Source organism: Streptomyces sp. NPDC006385 (assembly GCF_040612485.1).
In the GTDB taxonomy this organism is placed as follows: domain Bacteria; phylum Actinomycetota; class Actinomycetes; order Streptomycetales; family Streptomycetaceae; genus Streptomyces.
This window is the reverse complement of sequence record NZ_JBEXQG010000068.1, coordinates 21,203-36,076: the sequence shown is the minus strand read 5'-3', so window position 1 is coordinate 36,076 and position 14,874 is coordinate 21,203. Positions and strand designations below refer to the sequence as shown.

13 protein-coding genes are annotated in these 14,874 nt (G+C 70.2%); 4 read left to right on the top strand and 9 right to left on the bottom strand.

Annotation, left to right across the window (positions count from 1 at the left end; translation table 11 throughout):
• Positions 1 to 71: 71 nt before the first annotated feature.
• Together ABZ078_RS35355 and ABZ078_RS35350 are read right to left on the bottom strand one after the other, a co-directional pair.
• The gene (locus ABZ078_RS35355; protein ID WP_319656728.1) at positions 72 to 494 is read right to left on the bottom strand and encodes a hypothetical protein; all 423 of its coding nucleotides are present in this window, start codon (positions 492 to 494) and stop codon (positions 72 to 74) included.
• Between the two features lie 237 nt (positions 495 to 731).
• Positions 732 to 2,087 carry a hypothetical protein gene (locus tag ABZ078_RS35350; RefSeq protein ID WP_356582209.1) on the bottom strand — a complete coding sequence of 452 codons (1,356 nt, stop codon included), beginning with the start codon at positions 2,085 to 2,087 and terminating at the stop codon, positions 732 to 734.
• Positions 2,088 to 2,659: 572 nt separating this feature from the next.
• On the opposite strand from ABZ078_RS35350, the gene ABZ078_RS35345 reads away from it, so the two are divergent.
• Both ABZ078_RS35345 and ABZ078_RS35340 read left to right on the top strand, forming a co-directional pair.
• On the top strand, positions 2,660 to 3,892 hold the full coding sequence (locus tag ABZ078_RS35345) for a hypothetical protein (RefSeq protein WP_356582207.1): 1,233 nt from the start codon (positions 2,660 to 2,662) through the stop codon (positions 3,890 to 3,892).
• Positions 3,893 to 3,978: 86 nt separating this feature from the next.
• Complete coding sequence (locus ABZ078_RS35340; RefSeq protein WP_356582205.1) at positions 3,979 to 5,796, top strand: RNA-binding domain-containing protein; 1,818 nt, start codon at positions 3,979 to 3,981, stop codon at positions 5,794 to 5,796.
• Positions 5,797 to 6,121: 325 nt separating this feature from the next.
• On the opposite strand, the gene ABZ078_RS35335 is transcribed toward ABZ078_RS35340, so the two are convergent.
• The 4 genes from ABZ078_RS35335 to ABZ078_RS35320 all read right to left on the bottom strand — a co-directional run bounded on the left by ABZ078_RS35335 (position 6,122) and on the right by ABZ078_RS35320 (position 9,980).
• The gene (locus ABZ078_RS35335; protein WP_356582203.1) at positions 6,122 to 7,003 is read right to left on the bottom strand and encodes a hypothetical protein; all 882 of its coding nucleotides are present in this window, start codon (positions 7,001 to 7,003) and stop codon (positions 6,122 to 6,124) included.
• Between the two features lie 159 nt (positions 7,004 to 7,162).
• Complete coding sequence (locus ABZ078_RS35330; RefSeq protein ID WP_356582201.1) at positions 7,163 to 7,516, bottom strand: WhiB family transcriptional regulator; 354 nt, start codon at positions 7,514 to 7,516, stop codon at positions 7,163 to 7,165.
• A gap of 127 nt (positions 7,517 to 7,643) precedes the next feature.
• The gene (locus tag ABZ078_RS35325) at positions 7,644 to 8,651 is read right to left on the bottom strand and encodes a hypothetical protein (protein WP_356582199.1); all 1,008 of its coding nucleotides are present in this window, start codon (positions 8,649 to 8,651) and stop codon (positions 7,644 to 7,646) included.
• Positions 8,652 to 8,987: 336 nt separating this feature from the next.
• On the bottom strand, positions 8,988 to 9,980 hold the full coding sequence (locus tag ABZ078_RS35320; protein ID WP_356582197.1) for an immunity 49 family protein: 993 nt from the start codon (positions 9,978 to 9,980) through the stop codon (positions 8,988 to 8,990).
• Between the two features lie 178 nt (positions 9,981 to 10,158).
• Here ABZ078_RS35320 and ABZ078_RS35315 point away from each other — a divergent pair, with 178 nt between their 5' ends.
• Entirely contained in the window at positions 10,159 to 11,667 is a 1,509-nt protein-coding gene (locus tag ABZ078_RS35315; protein ID WP_356582195.1) for a hypothetical protein, read from the top strand.
• 175 nt (positions 11,668 to 11,842) lie between these two features.
• On the opposite strand, the gene ABZ078_RS35310 is transcribed toward ABZ078_RS35315, so the two are convergent.
• Complete coding sequence (locus ABZ078_RS35310) at positions 11,843 to 12,736, bottom strand: nucleotidyltransferase domain-containing protein (protein ID WP_356582193.1); 894 nt, start codon at positions 12,734 to 12,736, stop codon at positions 11,843 to 11,845.
• A 357-nt stretch (positions 12,737 to 13,093) separates the two neighbouring features.
• Complete coding sequence (locus ABZ078_RS35305; RefSeq protein WP_356582191.1) at positions 13,094 to 13,588, bottom strand: ComF family protein; 495 nt, start codon at positions 13,586 to 13,588, stop codon at positions 13,094 to 13,096.
• Here ABZ078_RS35305 and ABZ078_RS35300 point away from each other — a divergent pair.
• Entirely contained in the window at positions 13,578 to 13,784 is a 207-nt protein-coding gene (locus ABZ078_RS35300; RefSeq protein WP_356582189.1) for a hypothetical protein, read from the top strand. The two genes, ABZ078_RS35305 and ABZ078_RS35300, sit on opposite strands and share 11 nt — an antisense overlap.
• A 49-nt stretch (positions 13,785 to 13,833) precedes the next feature.
• On the opposite strand, the gene ABZ078_RS35295 is transcribed toward ABZ078_RS35300, so the two are convergent.
• Complete coding sequence (locus ABZ078_RS35295) at positions 13,834 to 14,799, bottom strand: DNA-processing protein DprA (protein WP_356582187.1); 966 nt, start codon at positions 14,797 to 14,799, stop codon at positions 13,834 to 13,836.
• Positions 14,800 to 14,874: the final 75 nt, after the last annotated feature.

Genomic DNA, 14,874 nt, shown 5'->3' with positions numbered 1-14,874 from the left:
CGCGCTGATGCGGGCCGCTGTAGCCCTTGAGTACTCTGTTTCGGCCGCAAGGGACCAGGCCTGCAGTCGGCTCAGGCGGCTGGACGAACGTCGTCCTGTTCGAGGGGCGCGCCTTCCGGAACGGCGCCCTTCGCGTGTTTGAGCGCTTGACGGGCGGCGACCATGTCTGCGCCCGTGATGCCCTCCCGTTCACATCGCGCCCACCACGTGTGGCACTGCACCAGTGCCGTGGCGGCGCGCAGCTCCTCCATGAGCCTGTCGAACTCGGTGGCCTCGTCGGGCGTCCAGCCGGGCGACGCGGGTCGGCCGCACCGTTCCCTTCCTCGCTCCGTCTCGTCTGGCCAGCCGGGGTGGGGCTCACGGGACCAGGGGAGCGTCGCCTGGTGGGCGCGGAGGGCGGCGTACAGATCCGCCACCTGGCGCTGGGCTGCGATTAGGTCGGCGGGAAAGTTTTGCGGGTCGAACGGGTCCGGTTCTGGGGCGGGGGTGCTCATGCTTCGGATCTTAGTTCGACCGGCTGACAAGCCTCCGCAGCGCGCGACGGCCTCCGTAGGCAGATCCCGGCGACGGCCGCGGCCTGTATCTGGCCGCTTCCGCCCGGCTCGGGCCGGGCGGAAGCGGGGCGGGACCCTCTTTGGTTCCTCAGCACGAGGGCCCGCTGTGCTCTTCCAGGCAGGAAGGCGGGATGCCCTGCGCACGAGGCCTCCTCGGGCGTAGGGGCCTTCACGTGGTCATCCGGCTCGGGCTGCGAGCAGTTGGGCTCGTGTGTAGGTCACCGTGCCGGGGGCGTCGCGCAGGAGCTCGAACAGCGCTCGCGGTGCCGCAGGATCGTCGGGACGTACCGCGGGGGCGGAGATGTCGTCGAGGAGGACATCGACGAGGCGGGCGAGGGTGAGGCAGCCGTTGCCCGAGTAGCCGTAGCCGATGCCCCAGCCGTCCCGTTCGGGTGCCAGCCACAAGGTCTGGTCTTCGGTACGGATCCAGCAGATCCCGGCGCTGAGGACGAGGGCCGCGAGCGGCGAGCGGGTCGGCAGGCGCTGCAGTGTGCAGGTGGACAGGTCCGTAGCGCCAGTGTCCGGGGCGCGCTGCAGCACGGGGACGCCGGCGACGGGATCGTGGAGGAGGACATCGCTGTCGGCACCGCGGTCGTTGTCCAGCAGGACCTTCTCCAGGACGGTCGGTGGTTGGTCGGCAGCCGCCGGAACCAGGCGCCTGGCCCACTCGCGGGCGGTGGCGCAGGCCTCCGGCCGCACGCTGACCACAGCTCCGGTGTGCCAGTCCCGGCCACCGTCCCAGCGCTGCGCGAAGGCAGCGACCCGGTGGGCGAGAACGTCGCGGCGTTCGGTGATGCTCAGCCAGCCGGCGCGACGGACCATCTCCGTCGGCTCTTCGGGGGCGGGGCGCAGCAGCGAGGCCGGTTCCGCGCCAAGGACAAGGTGGGCACCGTCGCCGCCGTCGGCCGCATTCTTGCGCAGTTCGGCGATGTAGCGGGTGGTCGAGGCGTGGCCGCGGTGGCGGACTTCGCGAGCGAGGTACCAGCACAGCTCGGCCGCCGGGGACCCGTCCGGCTCGTCCGCAGCGAGCTCCGTCAACGCCGTCACTGGGGTGGCGATATCGTGCGCGGGCACCACCGCCGGTGGGGCTCCCGGCCGCCAGGCGGCGATCGAGTCACGGTCGCGCAGCGCGTGGAACCAGTACGGCGCCGGCTGTCCGAGAAGGGCTGCCAACTCGGCCCACGTTGTGTAGTACGGCTGGTCGCCCCCGTCAACGTCGTAGGCCTGGAGGTCGGGCACCCAGGGCTGACTCACCTGGGTGCTGGTCTGCGCCACGACCACGCACGCGTACCTGTCGGCCAGGCGTGCACCGTGGTGGCGGCGCAGTGCACTGGTGACGGTCTTGGGGGCGGCGTTGCCGTCGACCATCGAGTGCACAAGCGCGAGGCCGCCGCGGTCGGTGTCCCACCGCAGCACCGCGTAGCGGTCGATGAATTGCGCCCCGTCGAACACGGCGTTGGCTACCGGTCGTTGGAGCCACCGCTGCTGGCTCGCATGACTGTTGTCGTCGGTGTTCCGTGTGAACAGCGCCACGACGTTCCCTCCCCGAGGCCGTCAGCACATCCCACCCAGGCCGGGACACCGGCCGGGATCGTCTGCCGCTCCCACTTTGCCCGGCAGATCGGCCCGGTACCCGTGAAGCACGAGAACCGGACATGGCCGACACCGGACCGCCCCGGCTAGCCTGGATCTACTCGGACCTACCCGCGGTACATCCGGCCCGACTGACGTCGTGGCGTGAACGAATGTCGACTGTTCGGAGCGAGGAGAGCGGCATGTCCTTTGCCGACCGACTTGCTTCTGCAGAACGGCGGTTACGAGGGCCGTAGAGTCGCGGGGTGGACTCCTGCCCCGCTCACTACTCCTTTGTCTCCCGGTGTTTCGACTGCTGTCGGCAGGCACTGAGCGCGTGCCCCGGAGATGTCGATGGCCTTACCCGGCGCGAGCCGGATGCCTTCGCCGAGTTCGCCAGGGAGCACCGAGAGTGGGTGGAGAACCTGCTGCTTGCCGAGTGCGCTCATCGGCCGCTGATCGAATGGTCCTACCCTGGCGGGCCTCCTCCCCTGGTGCGCTGGGCCGTCTGCGCAACCCCCGCAGTCGCCGACGTGCTGCCGGTACCTTGTGCGGTCGCCGTCGGGCTCGCCCGGGCGCACCAGCAGCGTGAGGGTCCTCGCAGCCGGCATGAGACGTGGACCTCCCGGCTTCTGGACCGCCTTGATTCCCACGTTGACCAGCGGCTGGCACAGCTGTGGCGTGACCTGGCACTCCTGGCCGAGGAGCGTGACCCGGTCGCGGCAGCCGGGCTGCGCCACATGGTGGAGAAGCGGGCGCGGCCGGGGTTGTGGGCGCGCTCTCTGGAGTGGCTGCTGCTCCTGGGACGTCATCTGGAGGGCCTGGACGTGGCGCTCACCGTTGCACTCGCCGACAAGCACCGGATAGTCCGACAGGCGGTCAACCGGTGCAGCCGAAGCACGATCCTTCCGGTACAGCTGCGCGCCGGCGGGCTACGGGCCGCCACTGAGACCACAAGGCCGCTCGAAGAGCGGCTGTTGAACGTCCTTTCCGCGTCGGTCGATGCCCGCCGGGCCGACTTCCCGCGGCCGTTGTCTGCGCCGTCGTCCACCTGGCTTGCCGACCACGGGCTGGAAGACCTCGTGCGGGGCGCCACCCGCCGCGCGGTGGCCGAGTTCGCCAGCGCCATGCACGACCTCGGGGCCGCGGAGGAAGAACACCTGACTGCGACACTGTTGGCCGGTTTCGCCGGTGAGTTCACCGCCCTGCCCGCCCGCACCCGGCTGGCCGGCGTGGCCGGCCCGCATCTACGGGTCGGCCACCGCACCGTGACCAAGAAGGAGGAACGGGCCAACGGAGCCGACATCGGCGTCGTCGTCGACGTACGCGTTCCCGGCCGTCTCCAGCTGCGGACGGGAGACCTCATCCAGGTCAAAAAGTCCGCCGCGCTGGCGCCCGGGCGCGCCGGGCGGGAGGACACCTGGACGGTCAAGCGCCGCCAACTGCACGACCTGCTGGAGCACAGCCCGAGCTCCGTGTACTGGCTGATCCGCGGGAACGGTGACGTTCTGGTGGTCCCGGCCAAGTTCCTCGCCGCCGTCGAGGGCGCCACCGCCCGCCCCTCCGCGCAGCAGTTCACCGTCGGCTACACGGCCGTCCGGCACACCGCGGTCACGATGGAGCAGTACCTGCCCGATCTGGTCGTGGGGCTGTGGCTCGGCAGCAGCAGCGAGCGCACCCTTCAGGCGGCGCAAGGCACCGGCCGTACCACCCGGCCCCGGTTCGCCCTCACCATCGACATCGTGCTCGAGCATATGGAGGGGTGAGTCGGCGTCCCTCATCGCATGCGATGGCGCAGGTGAGCTTGTGAACATGACGGCGAGCGGCCGAAGCGCGGGTGGATACTGCCGGGGTGGTGAAGGATCTGAAGAGCGCGCTGGCCGCGCTGGACGCCCAGGAACCGGGCTCCCTGCTCGAACTGCGCGAGACGCAGTGGCTCGACGCGAAGGGCGGCCCCTACCAGCTGGCGGACCCCAAGGCGGTCGAGGAACTCGCCAAGGACGTCGCTGCGTTCGCCAACGGGGGCGGCGGGATCATCGTCATCGGCATCGCCACCCGCCTGGAGCATGACGAAGAGGTCCTGGACCGCATCGTCGGCCTCGACCCGGCCGCAGTGAACGTGGACCAGATCCGCAAGCTGATCCGTCAATGGATCACCCCAGCTCCGCGCGGCGTGCGCGTCGGATGGTCCGGTGCTGACGGCGAGCGGGTGGTGTTCATCGATGTCCCCGAGCAGGCCGCCGGCACGTTGTTCGTCGTGCCGGCCCCGGTGGGCAAGCCCGGGTCTCCGCGCACGGACACGGTCGCCGTGCCGATGAGGGACGGCGACAGCACGCACTGGCTGCCGCGGGCCGAGATCCAGCAGTTGCTTTCCGCCGGTGTCCGCGCCTCTGGCATGCCTACCTCTCAGGCGCTCACCGAGCTCGTGCGGAAGGCCGTCTCTGAAGCCGGGCCGGACGGCGGGCTGCGTGTCGGGCAGGGCCTGCCCGACCGCGAGCGGGAGATGCGGGCGGCCTACGAGCAGCTGGCCGAAGCCGGGCTGGGCCAGCCGGCCGGAGAGGCGTGGTCGCAGAGCCCGGCCGTACTGCAGGATTTTGAGCACGAGGCGGACGGCGAGCCGGGATGGGTGCTGTGTCTGGTTGCCGGTCGCCCTCCGGCCGCCGTCGCCGAGCCCGTCTGGCAGGCGATCGTCGAAGCGGGGCGGCGTGCCCCGGGCGGTCAGGACCCGCTCGCGGCCGTCGGCTTCCCCCGGCTTCCCGCCGGCTCGGACACCCCGTGGGTGATCCCGGCCGGCGCTCGGAGCGTGGACCTCGACGGCGGATCGTGGGGTGCGGGCCGGCTGTCGTGTTCGGGCCGCGGCGTGTGGCGGTGGCAGCCGCTTCCCCGCTTCAGCCTGGACCAGGGCCGGTCGGCCGAGATCGGGACCGCTGGCCAGACGCCAGCGTTGCGCCTTCGCGCCCTGGTGAACCTGCCGTGGGCCGACCCGGGCGCGCTGGAGGTCAGCAAACCCCGGCGTACGCTGCTCGAACAGCAGCTTGCGCACAGCGCGGTGGCCGGCGCGGTGACGATGTTGTCCCGGCGTCGGGGCGCGGAGTTGCCCGCCGCTCGCTGGGAACGGGGGCCCTTTGGCAACTCGGCCCGTTCCGTGGGGTACACGTGCACGATCGCCGCGCCGGACGGCGGCCCGGCCGTGAAGGCCTCCGTCATGCTCGCCCTGCCCACCACGATGGAGTCCACCGTGGTCGCCTGCGCGGACGTCCTGATCGAGAATCCGGAGGCGTGGGCCGTGCTCCTCGGTCCCGGCGGGGACACGCAACTGGGCCTCGACGAGGTCCAGGCCGTGCTGCTCGCCGCGTGGGAGACGGCCGCCGAGCTGCTGCCCGATGTCGTCGGTGACTCGGCCGGGCTGTCGTGGGCCGCCCCACCCACCACCGAACTGCGGATGACATGCGAACAGCCCGCCGACAACGGCGTCCTGCCGGATCTGGACACGCACGTCGACCTGACGCCGCTCGGCCCCAACGACGGCGGCCCCAGGTCGCAGATGGCCGTCACCATCACTACGGCGCCCACCATGGTCCGCGCAGAGCGCCAGCGCCTGCTGCGGGAGGCGCTGGTATACATGGCTCGCCAGTTCGGCTACGTCGACGCCGAGGTGGACCTCCTGTAGGACCGGACTGTGCGCACCGGCATTGCGCCAGAGAAGAGAGCGTGGAACCTGGCCTAGCGGAGTGCTTGGCGGTGGGGGCCTGTCCGTCGTCGCGGCAGGGCAACCAACAGGGAGCGCCGAGCTCGAAGTCGATCTGGACGGTGCCGGTCCAGTCGACCGTGAAGGGGCCTCGACGGCGGTGGCCGGCTGCACGAAGACCCGGAGGAACTTGCCGTGGCCCACCATAGTGAACGCAGAAGCGTCAGCGTGGGGCTGACCTGCGGTGACACCTCCCCGCAGGTGTCCGGGACGTGCCACCACTCGGGTTCCCCCAGCGCAGATCCGCCTAGCTGATCACGAAGGGAATCAGGGCCACCTCCACATCCCACGGCGTCGATGAAGGGGACCTGAGCACGAAGCTGTACTGGCGGCCATTGTCATCGGGGACAGCCGCGGAGACGCAGCGCGGATGGTTGGTCAGCAGCTGAGTGGCCTTCTCCACGATTGGCTTCGGCTGCGCTGCGTGGATGAACAGCGGAAGCACCGCGAAGCGGTCGTAGCGGGTCAGGTAGCCGAACAACTGGTCGATGGCCTCGTGGAACTTCGAGGCGCCCTTCCAGACTTTGCACTCGCCGACGAGGACATTACGGTCCTCAATCCGCAGCAGGAGATCGGTTTTCCCCGCGCCGTTCAGGCTCTCCGCAGTGCAGCGGCCCGCGAACGCTGCGCCCAGCGCGACCAAGAGGACGTCTCGGATGTCTTCCTCGCCCTTTCCTCGCGTGGTGGAGGGAAGGCGTTCGATCTGGTTGCGGGCGTGGCGTAGAACGCGCAGAGCTTCGGTGTAGAGCTCCGCGTCGGCCCTCTCATGATCAGGCCGACGCTCTCCGGCCTTGCGGATGCGCAGGCTGTCCGTGATCTGATAGCCGTCGTATTCGAAGTCCCGACGGATCCTGTCGAGCTCCTTCCCCCACTTCTGCTGGGGCGTCTCCTCTCCGGATCCGGTGTATCTCTCCACCTCATTGCGGTAGGCGCGGAGCATCCTCTCGAACACGGCTATGGCGCGGGTGACCTGTTCGGGGTCGCTCCAGGTGATGTGGTCGGCGTAGGAGGAGAAGAGCCGCTTCCTCTGGGCGCCGGAGGTGTCCTTCGGTGGTCCGGGGGTGAAGCCGCTGCCGTCCCAGCAGGCTTGGAGTGGGGAGAGTTCGATCCGTGAGCTGATCTCCCGCATGCAGCTGCGGGTTGGGCCGCTAACGAGGTCTGTCGCCATAAGGGGTGACGTTAGTGAGTCGGCTGCAGGTGAGGGGAGCGAAGTTGTCAGGAACGGCCGGCCGGGCGGCATTGATGTGACCGCTGGCGCGGGGGAGGTCCGTTCGGCCGCGGCCACTCGTCATCCGGTGGCGCCCCACTGTCCGTCCTCGGCACCGGCGGTCTGTTCGTGCTCCGATCGGGCGGCCTCGAGCAGGCGGCGCCAGGACGTGACCAGAGGGCGCCGCCGCAGAAGAGCCCTCCGTTCGCGCTCGGTCATCCCACCCCAGATGCCGTGCTCAATGCGCAGGTCGAGGGCGTGGGCGAGGCACTCGGTGCGCACCGGGCAACCGGTGCAGATGGCCTTGGCCTTGTTCTGTGCCGCGCCTTCGACGAACAGCTCGTCGGGATCGGCGGTTCGGCAGGCCGCGTGCTCACTCCAGTCCTGATCATCCCCGACCACCCCGATGCCGTCCTCTCCCTGGTCCGGCCCCATACCCTCCCCCGGGCAGGCGCAGTCCGGAAACGGTACGGCACGAACACGGGGCGTAGGAGATCGCCGAGTGACGGCAATCCGTTCGGGTGACGGGGGCTTGACGGCGGTCCTGGTGGTGCTTGGCGTCTCAGCCGGTGGCCGAGCAGTCGGGCATCGCCGGGAGCGGGGCCTCGCCCGTCACGGTGCTGATCCGTCGCCGGATCGCGGCGAACATCTCGGCCCGCTCGGGCTTGACCGGGTAGTCGAAGCGGTCGTAGCGCAGTTGGAGGGTGGCGGTGTTGTCCGGGGACTTCAGGAGGATCAGGCCGAGGCTTTTGCCGGGGGTCAGGTCACGGTGTCCCCGCAGTTCCAGCGGAAGACCGTGCTCCGGGTCGGTGAGGGCCTGGACCAACTCGGCGCGGCGCAGGCCGGTGTCGGCATCGTGGTCCAGCTCCAGGACCCACCACTCCCCCAGCCGGGACTCGTGGCCGGTGACGACTTGGGGGACGGCGACGGTGTGCAGGAGGCCGAGGCGGCGCAGCAGCCCGCTGGGGAGCCAGGCCGCGTCACGCCAGGTGGATTCGTAGGGCAGTGGCTGGCGCTCGTCTTCCCAACGGCGTTCGTGGGCGGTCCACGTGCCGCCAGCGAGCCAGCTGGCCTCGCCGCCGTGGTCACGGATGCGCTCGGCGAGCGCGGCTTCGGCCTTCTGGAAGGCGCGTCGGGAGGGTCCGGTGAGCCGGATGCTGGTCGGCTGTCCGAGGCGGCGAAGCTCGATGCCGCGCTCGCTTCGTGCCGTGATCCGGCACCCGTTGAGGCCGTGGACCTCGTCGTCGCCGCTACCCACGCTCACCCGCCCGGGCAGCAGGCCGGCCAGCAGGCTGTCGAGGCTCGCGTTGCTCTCCAGGTGGAGCCTGATGCCGTCCGCGGTGGGCTGCACGTACTGGATACCGAAGGGGAACTCGAAGAAGTTCCGCTGGGAGCCGAGAACCCAGTAGAACACCTCGGACTCGAGGAGGAGTTGCTCATGGTGGGCGGGAGCGGGGATGAGAGGGGCGCGCCGGGGAAGGCCGGCGACGACCTCGCACGCAAGCTGGCGGGGAGCACCGGTGTAGAGGGCGTACGTCCGGGCCCGGCTGCTGGTCTGGGTGGCCGACATGGCGGGTACCTTTCGCTCCGCTCCGTCGGCCCGCGGAGCGTGAGGAACAGGCACTGGTGTGCGGTGGTGCGGTCGGTGAGATGGCTCTGATCGAAGCCGAGCTTCTTCGCCTCCGCCTTGAACCAGTGGGCCGAGGTTCGCGTGAGGAGCAGCAGACCGATGCCGCAGGGCGCCACCGTATCCCTCGGGCTCGACTCGACGGGGGCGCCACGCCGTTCGTCGGCTCGGGGCGCCGACTGCTATCGCACAGACGTACGCGCTGCTTCGGTGGGGACGAGTCCGTCTCCACGACGATGTCCTGGATGCGCGCCAGGCCCACCTTCGCACCCCGGGTGCCTACTTGGCGGCCCAGCAGCCCAAGCTGTTCCGGTTCCCCTCCGCTGCCCGGAGCAGCGCGTCCGGCGATCCCAGCAGACCGTACGGCAGATACCCGGACCGGACACCGAGTTCCCACCCATGGACCTGGACGGCGAGGCAGGCCAGGGCCAGGATGCCGAGGGGGAGGAGGGACCGGGGCGCGGGATCACCGGCATCGGCCTCGACGCTCTCCCGGTACGCGACCAGCCGGGCGACTAGGGCGTCCTCGAATGCGTGCTGGTCGTCTTCGAGGAGTACGCGGAGCAGCCGCTGGTCCGCGCTCAGCGCGTCGCCGACCTCGTCGAGCCGCCGGGCGGCCTCCGTGCGCTCCCCGGCGTCCGGCTTGCGCAGCGGAACCGTAGGCCAGTCGCGGGGCAGATGCCCGGCCGCCTCGGTGAGATAGGGGCACAGGGCGTCCATGGCGGCCAGGTCGGCGGGGTCGGAGACGGAGGTGTACCGGTTGTAGGGCACGCCGTCACGGATGGCGGGCGCGTAGTCGCCGCGCAGCAGCAGCCCGGTGACCCGCTCCCAGTCCCACACATGCCCGCTGACGACACACATCTCGAACATGTCGAGCCAGGTCCGCGCGGTGGGCGCCTCCTTGACGACGTCCCGGAAGGTGATGGGCCCGTCCCCGAACTCGTCGTCGTCCGGGTCCGTGCTGATCCGCTCCCCGACGAGGGGGAACCGGAGCTCTTGGTCCCCGTCCGGGAAGCACATGATGCTCAGCACTCCGTGCACACACTCCGCGGCGGTGACGGCGACCGTGCCGGCCGCAGCGTCGAGCCCCGGCTCCGTCACCGTTCGCGCGGCGACGTGGTCGAGCAGTTCGTCCGCCATGGCCCGGATCAGCGTCGGCGAGATGCTGCCGTACCGCAGCCAGTGCCACCGCGTGTAGGCCCGCCCGTCGATGTCGTCGAGCGCCTCGGCCAACCGCTGCTCGCTGACCTGATGGCATGTCACATCCCGCACGGACCCCGTCCCTTCATGAACTCCACGACTGGACGGAGCACGTTATCAACGGCCACTGACAGCACTTAGCTCGCGAGGCCGGGCAGGAGCTGTTGGTCCGGTGCGGTATACACGAGGAGATCACAGACCGCCGCACTGTGAGGCGGCGCACCGGGGGTAGGGAATGACCGTTCCGCACGTGAGTACCGCGCTTCGCCCGGGGGACTACCTCCAGATCGCTTCGGAACGGATGGCCGTCGACGGCGTGCCGGACGGCGAGGGGTTCGCCCGGATCGAGCGGGTGGAGGTCATCACCGACATCGGTTTCCTGGCTCCCGGCTCCACCCACCTGCGTACCCGGGCAACCCGGCAGATCGCGGTCGTGTTCTGTCACGGCATGCCAGGCCCGGTCATGTTGCGTGAGGGTGATCAGTGGACCCTCGGCGAGGTCGACAGCGACCGGGCCCGCTGGGATTCCGCCCATCCCTGGTGGCCAGAGACACCAGAGCCCTTGTTCACCGGAAGCCGCTTGGCCGCCGGACCGCACCCCTTTCGCAGCACCATCCAGGGCCCCGACCTCGTGGCGCCGGCCGACGAGACCGAGCCGCAGCCGCCGCGCCAGCGGGCAGCCGTGTTCGACAAACCGGCCCACCTGGTCATGGTTGGTGACTACCTGCAGATCCATGCCCTGCGGCACCCGAAGTGGGACATGCGCATCGACGAAGGATTCCACCGTGTCGAATGGATCGGCCACCTCGCTGGTGACGCCCTCGACGCTGTGCTGAACGATCCTGCCTGGGCGCGCGGTCGCCTTACCCTCGCCTCGGTCCACGGCCTGTCCGGCATCCTCGTGCTGCCCGAGGTTCCGGTGACCGTCCTGATCCAGCCCAACCCGGAGCGTCGCCGCTCCGACGAGGACGAAGCTTGGCACGAGGGTCCCTTCTACGAACTGGCCGGTGTCACCGAACCCGACCTCACCGAGCAGCTCCACGCCGATGCCCGTATACGGCCGGAGCCGCCAGGTTCGGAGGCGGCTCTGTACCCCAGCAGGTTCAGCAGCCCCGCCCAGCGGGCTCTGCACCTGGACGGCGTCACCGGCATCCGCCCTGTCGCCGCCTCTCAGCTTCCGTGGCCACATGGCCTGTTCAAGTGCCCCTACGGTGAGCGGGCGAAGGCCCTGGCTGCCACCTACCCCAAAGGTCACAGCAAGACCGCCCACGCCGAGCTGTTCGCCCGGCTCGGCGATCAGGACTTCGCCGCCTGCCCCTACCATCAGGCCGACGACTGGAGGGCGATCACCGCGGCCGTGCTCGCCTTCGCCCGCGCCGAACCCGACAGCAACGAACAGGACCGGCTCTACCGCGCCACGGACCTGAGCGAGCGCGACCGCGCCTGGTTTCGCTCCCTCATCGGAGGGGGCCACATCTGGTGGGACACCGGACAGCAGAATCTGACCAACGGCCAGCACCGCCTGTGCGCGCTGCGCGCCGCCGGCATAGAGGTGATTCCCGTCTACGGCCGGCACCTTCCCGACCACGACGAGACCACGCCGTCCCAGGACGCGCTGACGCACGCCAGGCGCACCGTGGAGGACTTCTGGCTTGTCCATGTCACCGCCGTCCTCAGGCCGGGCCTCCTCAGCACCCACCTGGCCCGGCTGCTCGCCCGCTACCCACGTCTGCGAGCTCTGCTACCGAAGAGCCGATAACGCGCTGGGCCCCGGATGGCGGGAAGACGAGTGGCGGGGTTTCCGGGATTAGATGGGCGGCAGCCGATGGTCACGCCGGATCCGGCGAGTATGCCCCTGGACGCCGCGCATCGGGGAACACAATGTGCAGGGATTGACCGCCAACGTACCGAGCGCAGGCTGCCGGCTCGGGTGGTCAGCGTCCGAATGCTGCTGCCTTGGGTCCGGGTTTGATCACCAACGCGTTCAGCGGTCGCGCCCGCGTGGGCTGTACTACCTCCAGCCAGCCGTCGGCGCGGGTGACGCAGTACGGGATGCTCTGGTAGCCCTGCCACTTCCAGTTGATCCACCAGCGGGGTTCACTCCGGTGTCCCGCGAGGCGTCGCGGTGTAGGCAGCCGCTGACCGGCCAGCTCGACGTCGTCGAGGTCGACCGCGAGTTCCTTCATGAGGGCCAGACCCGCCAGGGCAGCGCGGCGCAGCGGGCTGTCGTCGTTCCACCGGCGGAAGGCCCAGCGCATGTCCGGGGTCGCCAGCAGGTCGGTGTCGTCCGGCGCGTCGGAGAGCGTGATGCGCGAGATGGTGAGGGCCTCTTGCTGCTGCCACTCGATCAGTTCTGCCCGGATCGGGCGGGGGATGTGCCGGTCGAGGCCTTCGAAAGCGTCGATCATGTCGTGGCGCTCGGCCCGGCCCGCTTCGGGATCCTCGTCGATCGCGTGGAGCACGCCGAGAGCTTCGGTGAGCGTGTCACCCCGTTGCCACAGCGGGAGCATGAGGGTCCCTTCGGCCTCCAGTTGCTCACGCGCCGCGTCCTCGAACTGGAACTGCAGCCCGCGGGATGACCCGGCGAGCGCGCGGCGCAGCGGCGCGTAGGGGTTGCCGCCGGAGAAGATGGCCTGGACGACGGCCTGGTTCATCCGTTCGTCGCGCTCGCACCGGACAGCGACGTCGACGTCGTGAGGCTCGGTGGCGCCGCGTGCGAAGCTCCCGAACAGCCACACCTGCCGGACCAGGTTGAGGGGCCATTCCTGGGGGCCGTCGAGCCTGTGAAGCATCGCTTCGATCAGTTCGACAGCTCGCGTTCGCTTCATGTGGCTCCCTCGATCCCGCTGGCCACCAGGGTAGTGGCGGACGAGGACGTTGAATTCCACCCGCCGATGGCCATCCCTCAGAGGGGTGAGGAGTGGTCCTGACGAGGCGCGCGGTCGAGAGCTGTGTACGTCGTGGCGGGACGGTCGTGGCCGGTGATCAGGCCGGATCCGGCGGAGTATGCCCCCGGACGCAACGCACGGGGGGACGCGGCGTCCGGGGGGGACTGCTGCTCAACGTACCGCGCCAACTGGCCTCTTATCGCACATATTCGGGGATTCGGATCACGGGGCGTGGCGCGGACTCGGTCTGCGCGGGAGAGCGGGATGCCGCGGAGACGGGCCGCAGCGTCGGGGCGGTCATCCGCTCCAGGGGACTCGTGCGAGCACAAGTCCCCTGACGTCGACGGCGCCGTTTGCCCGGAGTCGGCGCGCGACGTGCTGGAGCTGGGATCCGCTGGTGAAGACGTCGTCGACGAGGAGGATGGTGGCCCCCTTAATGTCGCCAGTGTCTCCGGTCCAGGTCAGGGCGGCGGCGTGCGCGACTGCGGCCACGCGCTTCTCGTCCAGAGTCCGGTTCGCGGACCGGGGCGTCTCGGCATGTTTCACCAGCCGGTGGGCCCCCGGCGGGCTGAGCGGGAAGACCCGCGTCACGTCCTCCGTGTAGGCGGCGTCCATGATCGCCTCAATGTGCTGGAGAGGCTGGCGGCCCGTGTGGGTGGGGTTCCCGACAACGTGGTCGACGCCCTGCATCGCCTCGGGGTGGCTTTCCATCCAGCCGACGAGGAGCCGACCGAAGATCAACGCCCAGCCCGCCCTCCCCTCGTACTTGAGCTTGTGGATCTTGTCGCGCAAGGCTCCGGAGTACATGGCCACCGCGTCGACGCGGGAGAACCCCCGCTCGGCCTCCGACAGCGCGCACACCCTGTTCCCGCACGGCCTGCCGGGCGCGACGGCCTGGGAGCAGACCGGGCAGTGGGGCTCGGCGACGGGCTGGAGGGTGCGGCCGGCGCAGTCGGAGCACAGGCGGGCGGTGCCGGTGATGCGGTAGGCGCATACCGGGCAGTCGGGGAAGCCTGCCGGATCCGGGAGACCTGCCGTCACAGGCCGGCCAGGGCGAGCTGCTGGCGCTGCTGTCCGGCGGCCTGGATGTCCACGGCCTGGCCGAGGCGGTCTGTGATGTCGCTGGAGGCGGTGACCAGGATCGCCCGGCCCTCCTCCAGCATCTTCTTGGCCCAGGGCTGGGTGTCGGCGAGGGAGCGGATCAGGAAGACGAGCTTGCCGTGCTCGGCCGCCAGGCGCGCCTGCATCTTGGCGCCCGACGTGCTGGAGGCCTCGATGACGACGCTGCCCAGGGTGGTGCCGGACGTGACGACGTTGCGGCGAGGGAAGGTGTACTTCGCCGGAGGGCTGGTGGGCCAGAACTGGCTCAGCAGCGCGCCTCCGGCGGCGAGGATCGCCTTGGCGAGCGGACGGTTCTCGGCCGGGTAGATCGGGGCGGCAATGCCGGTGCCCATGACGGCGAAGGTCCGGCCGTCGGCGGTGAGCGTGGCCTGGTGGGCGGCTGCGTCGATGCCCTTGGCGAGACCGCTGGCGATCACGACGTCGTGGTCGACGAGCTCGCGGGCCATCCGGGCCGCCCGCCGCAGGCCGTCCTCGGAGGCCTGGCGGGTGCCGACGATCGCGATGGAGCGGGCATCGCGCTGGTCGAGCTCGCCGCGGTAGAAGAGGAACGGCGGCAGGTTGCCGATCACCCTGAGGTTCGCCGGGTAGTCCTTGTCCAGGACGGTGACAAGGCGCGCGCCGGTCTTGCCGGCGGCGGCGAGCTCGTCATCGACGCGGGCGCGGGCGTCGTCCAGGCCGGAGGTCAGGGCCTGCTGCAGCAGGGGGCGGTTCTTGGCCGCGGCACGGGAGTCCTCGTGCAGTTGTCCGTCCATGAGCGCGGCCAAGCCCTCGGGGCTCTGGGCGCCGCGGGCGATCAGGCTCCAGTCGAGGGTGGCGTCGCCAGCGCGCAACGCGCACAGGGTCAGCAGATCGTGCTGGTCAGCGGTGATATCGAGGTCCATCAAGGTGTCCTTCTACTCGTGGCCCCGGGATGTTCGAAGGATGAAGCGAGGTTCTCGGGCCACTTCCATCATGGC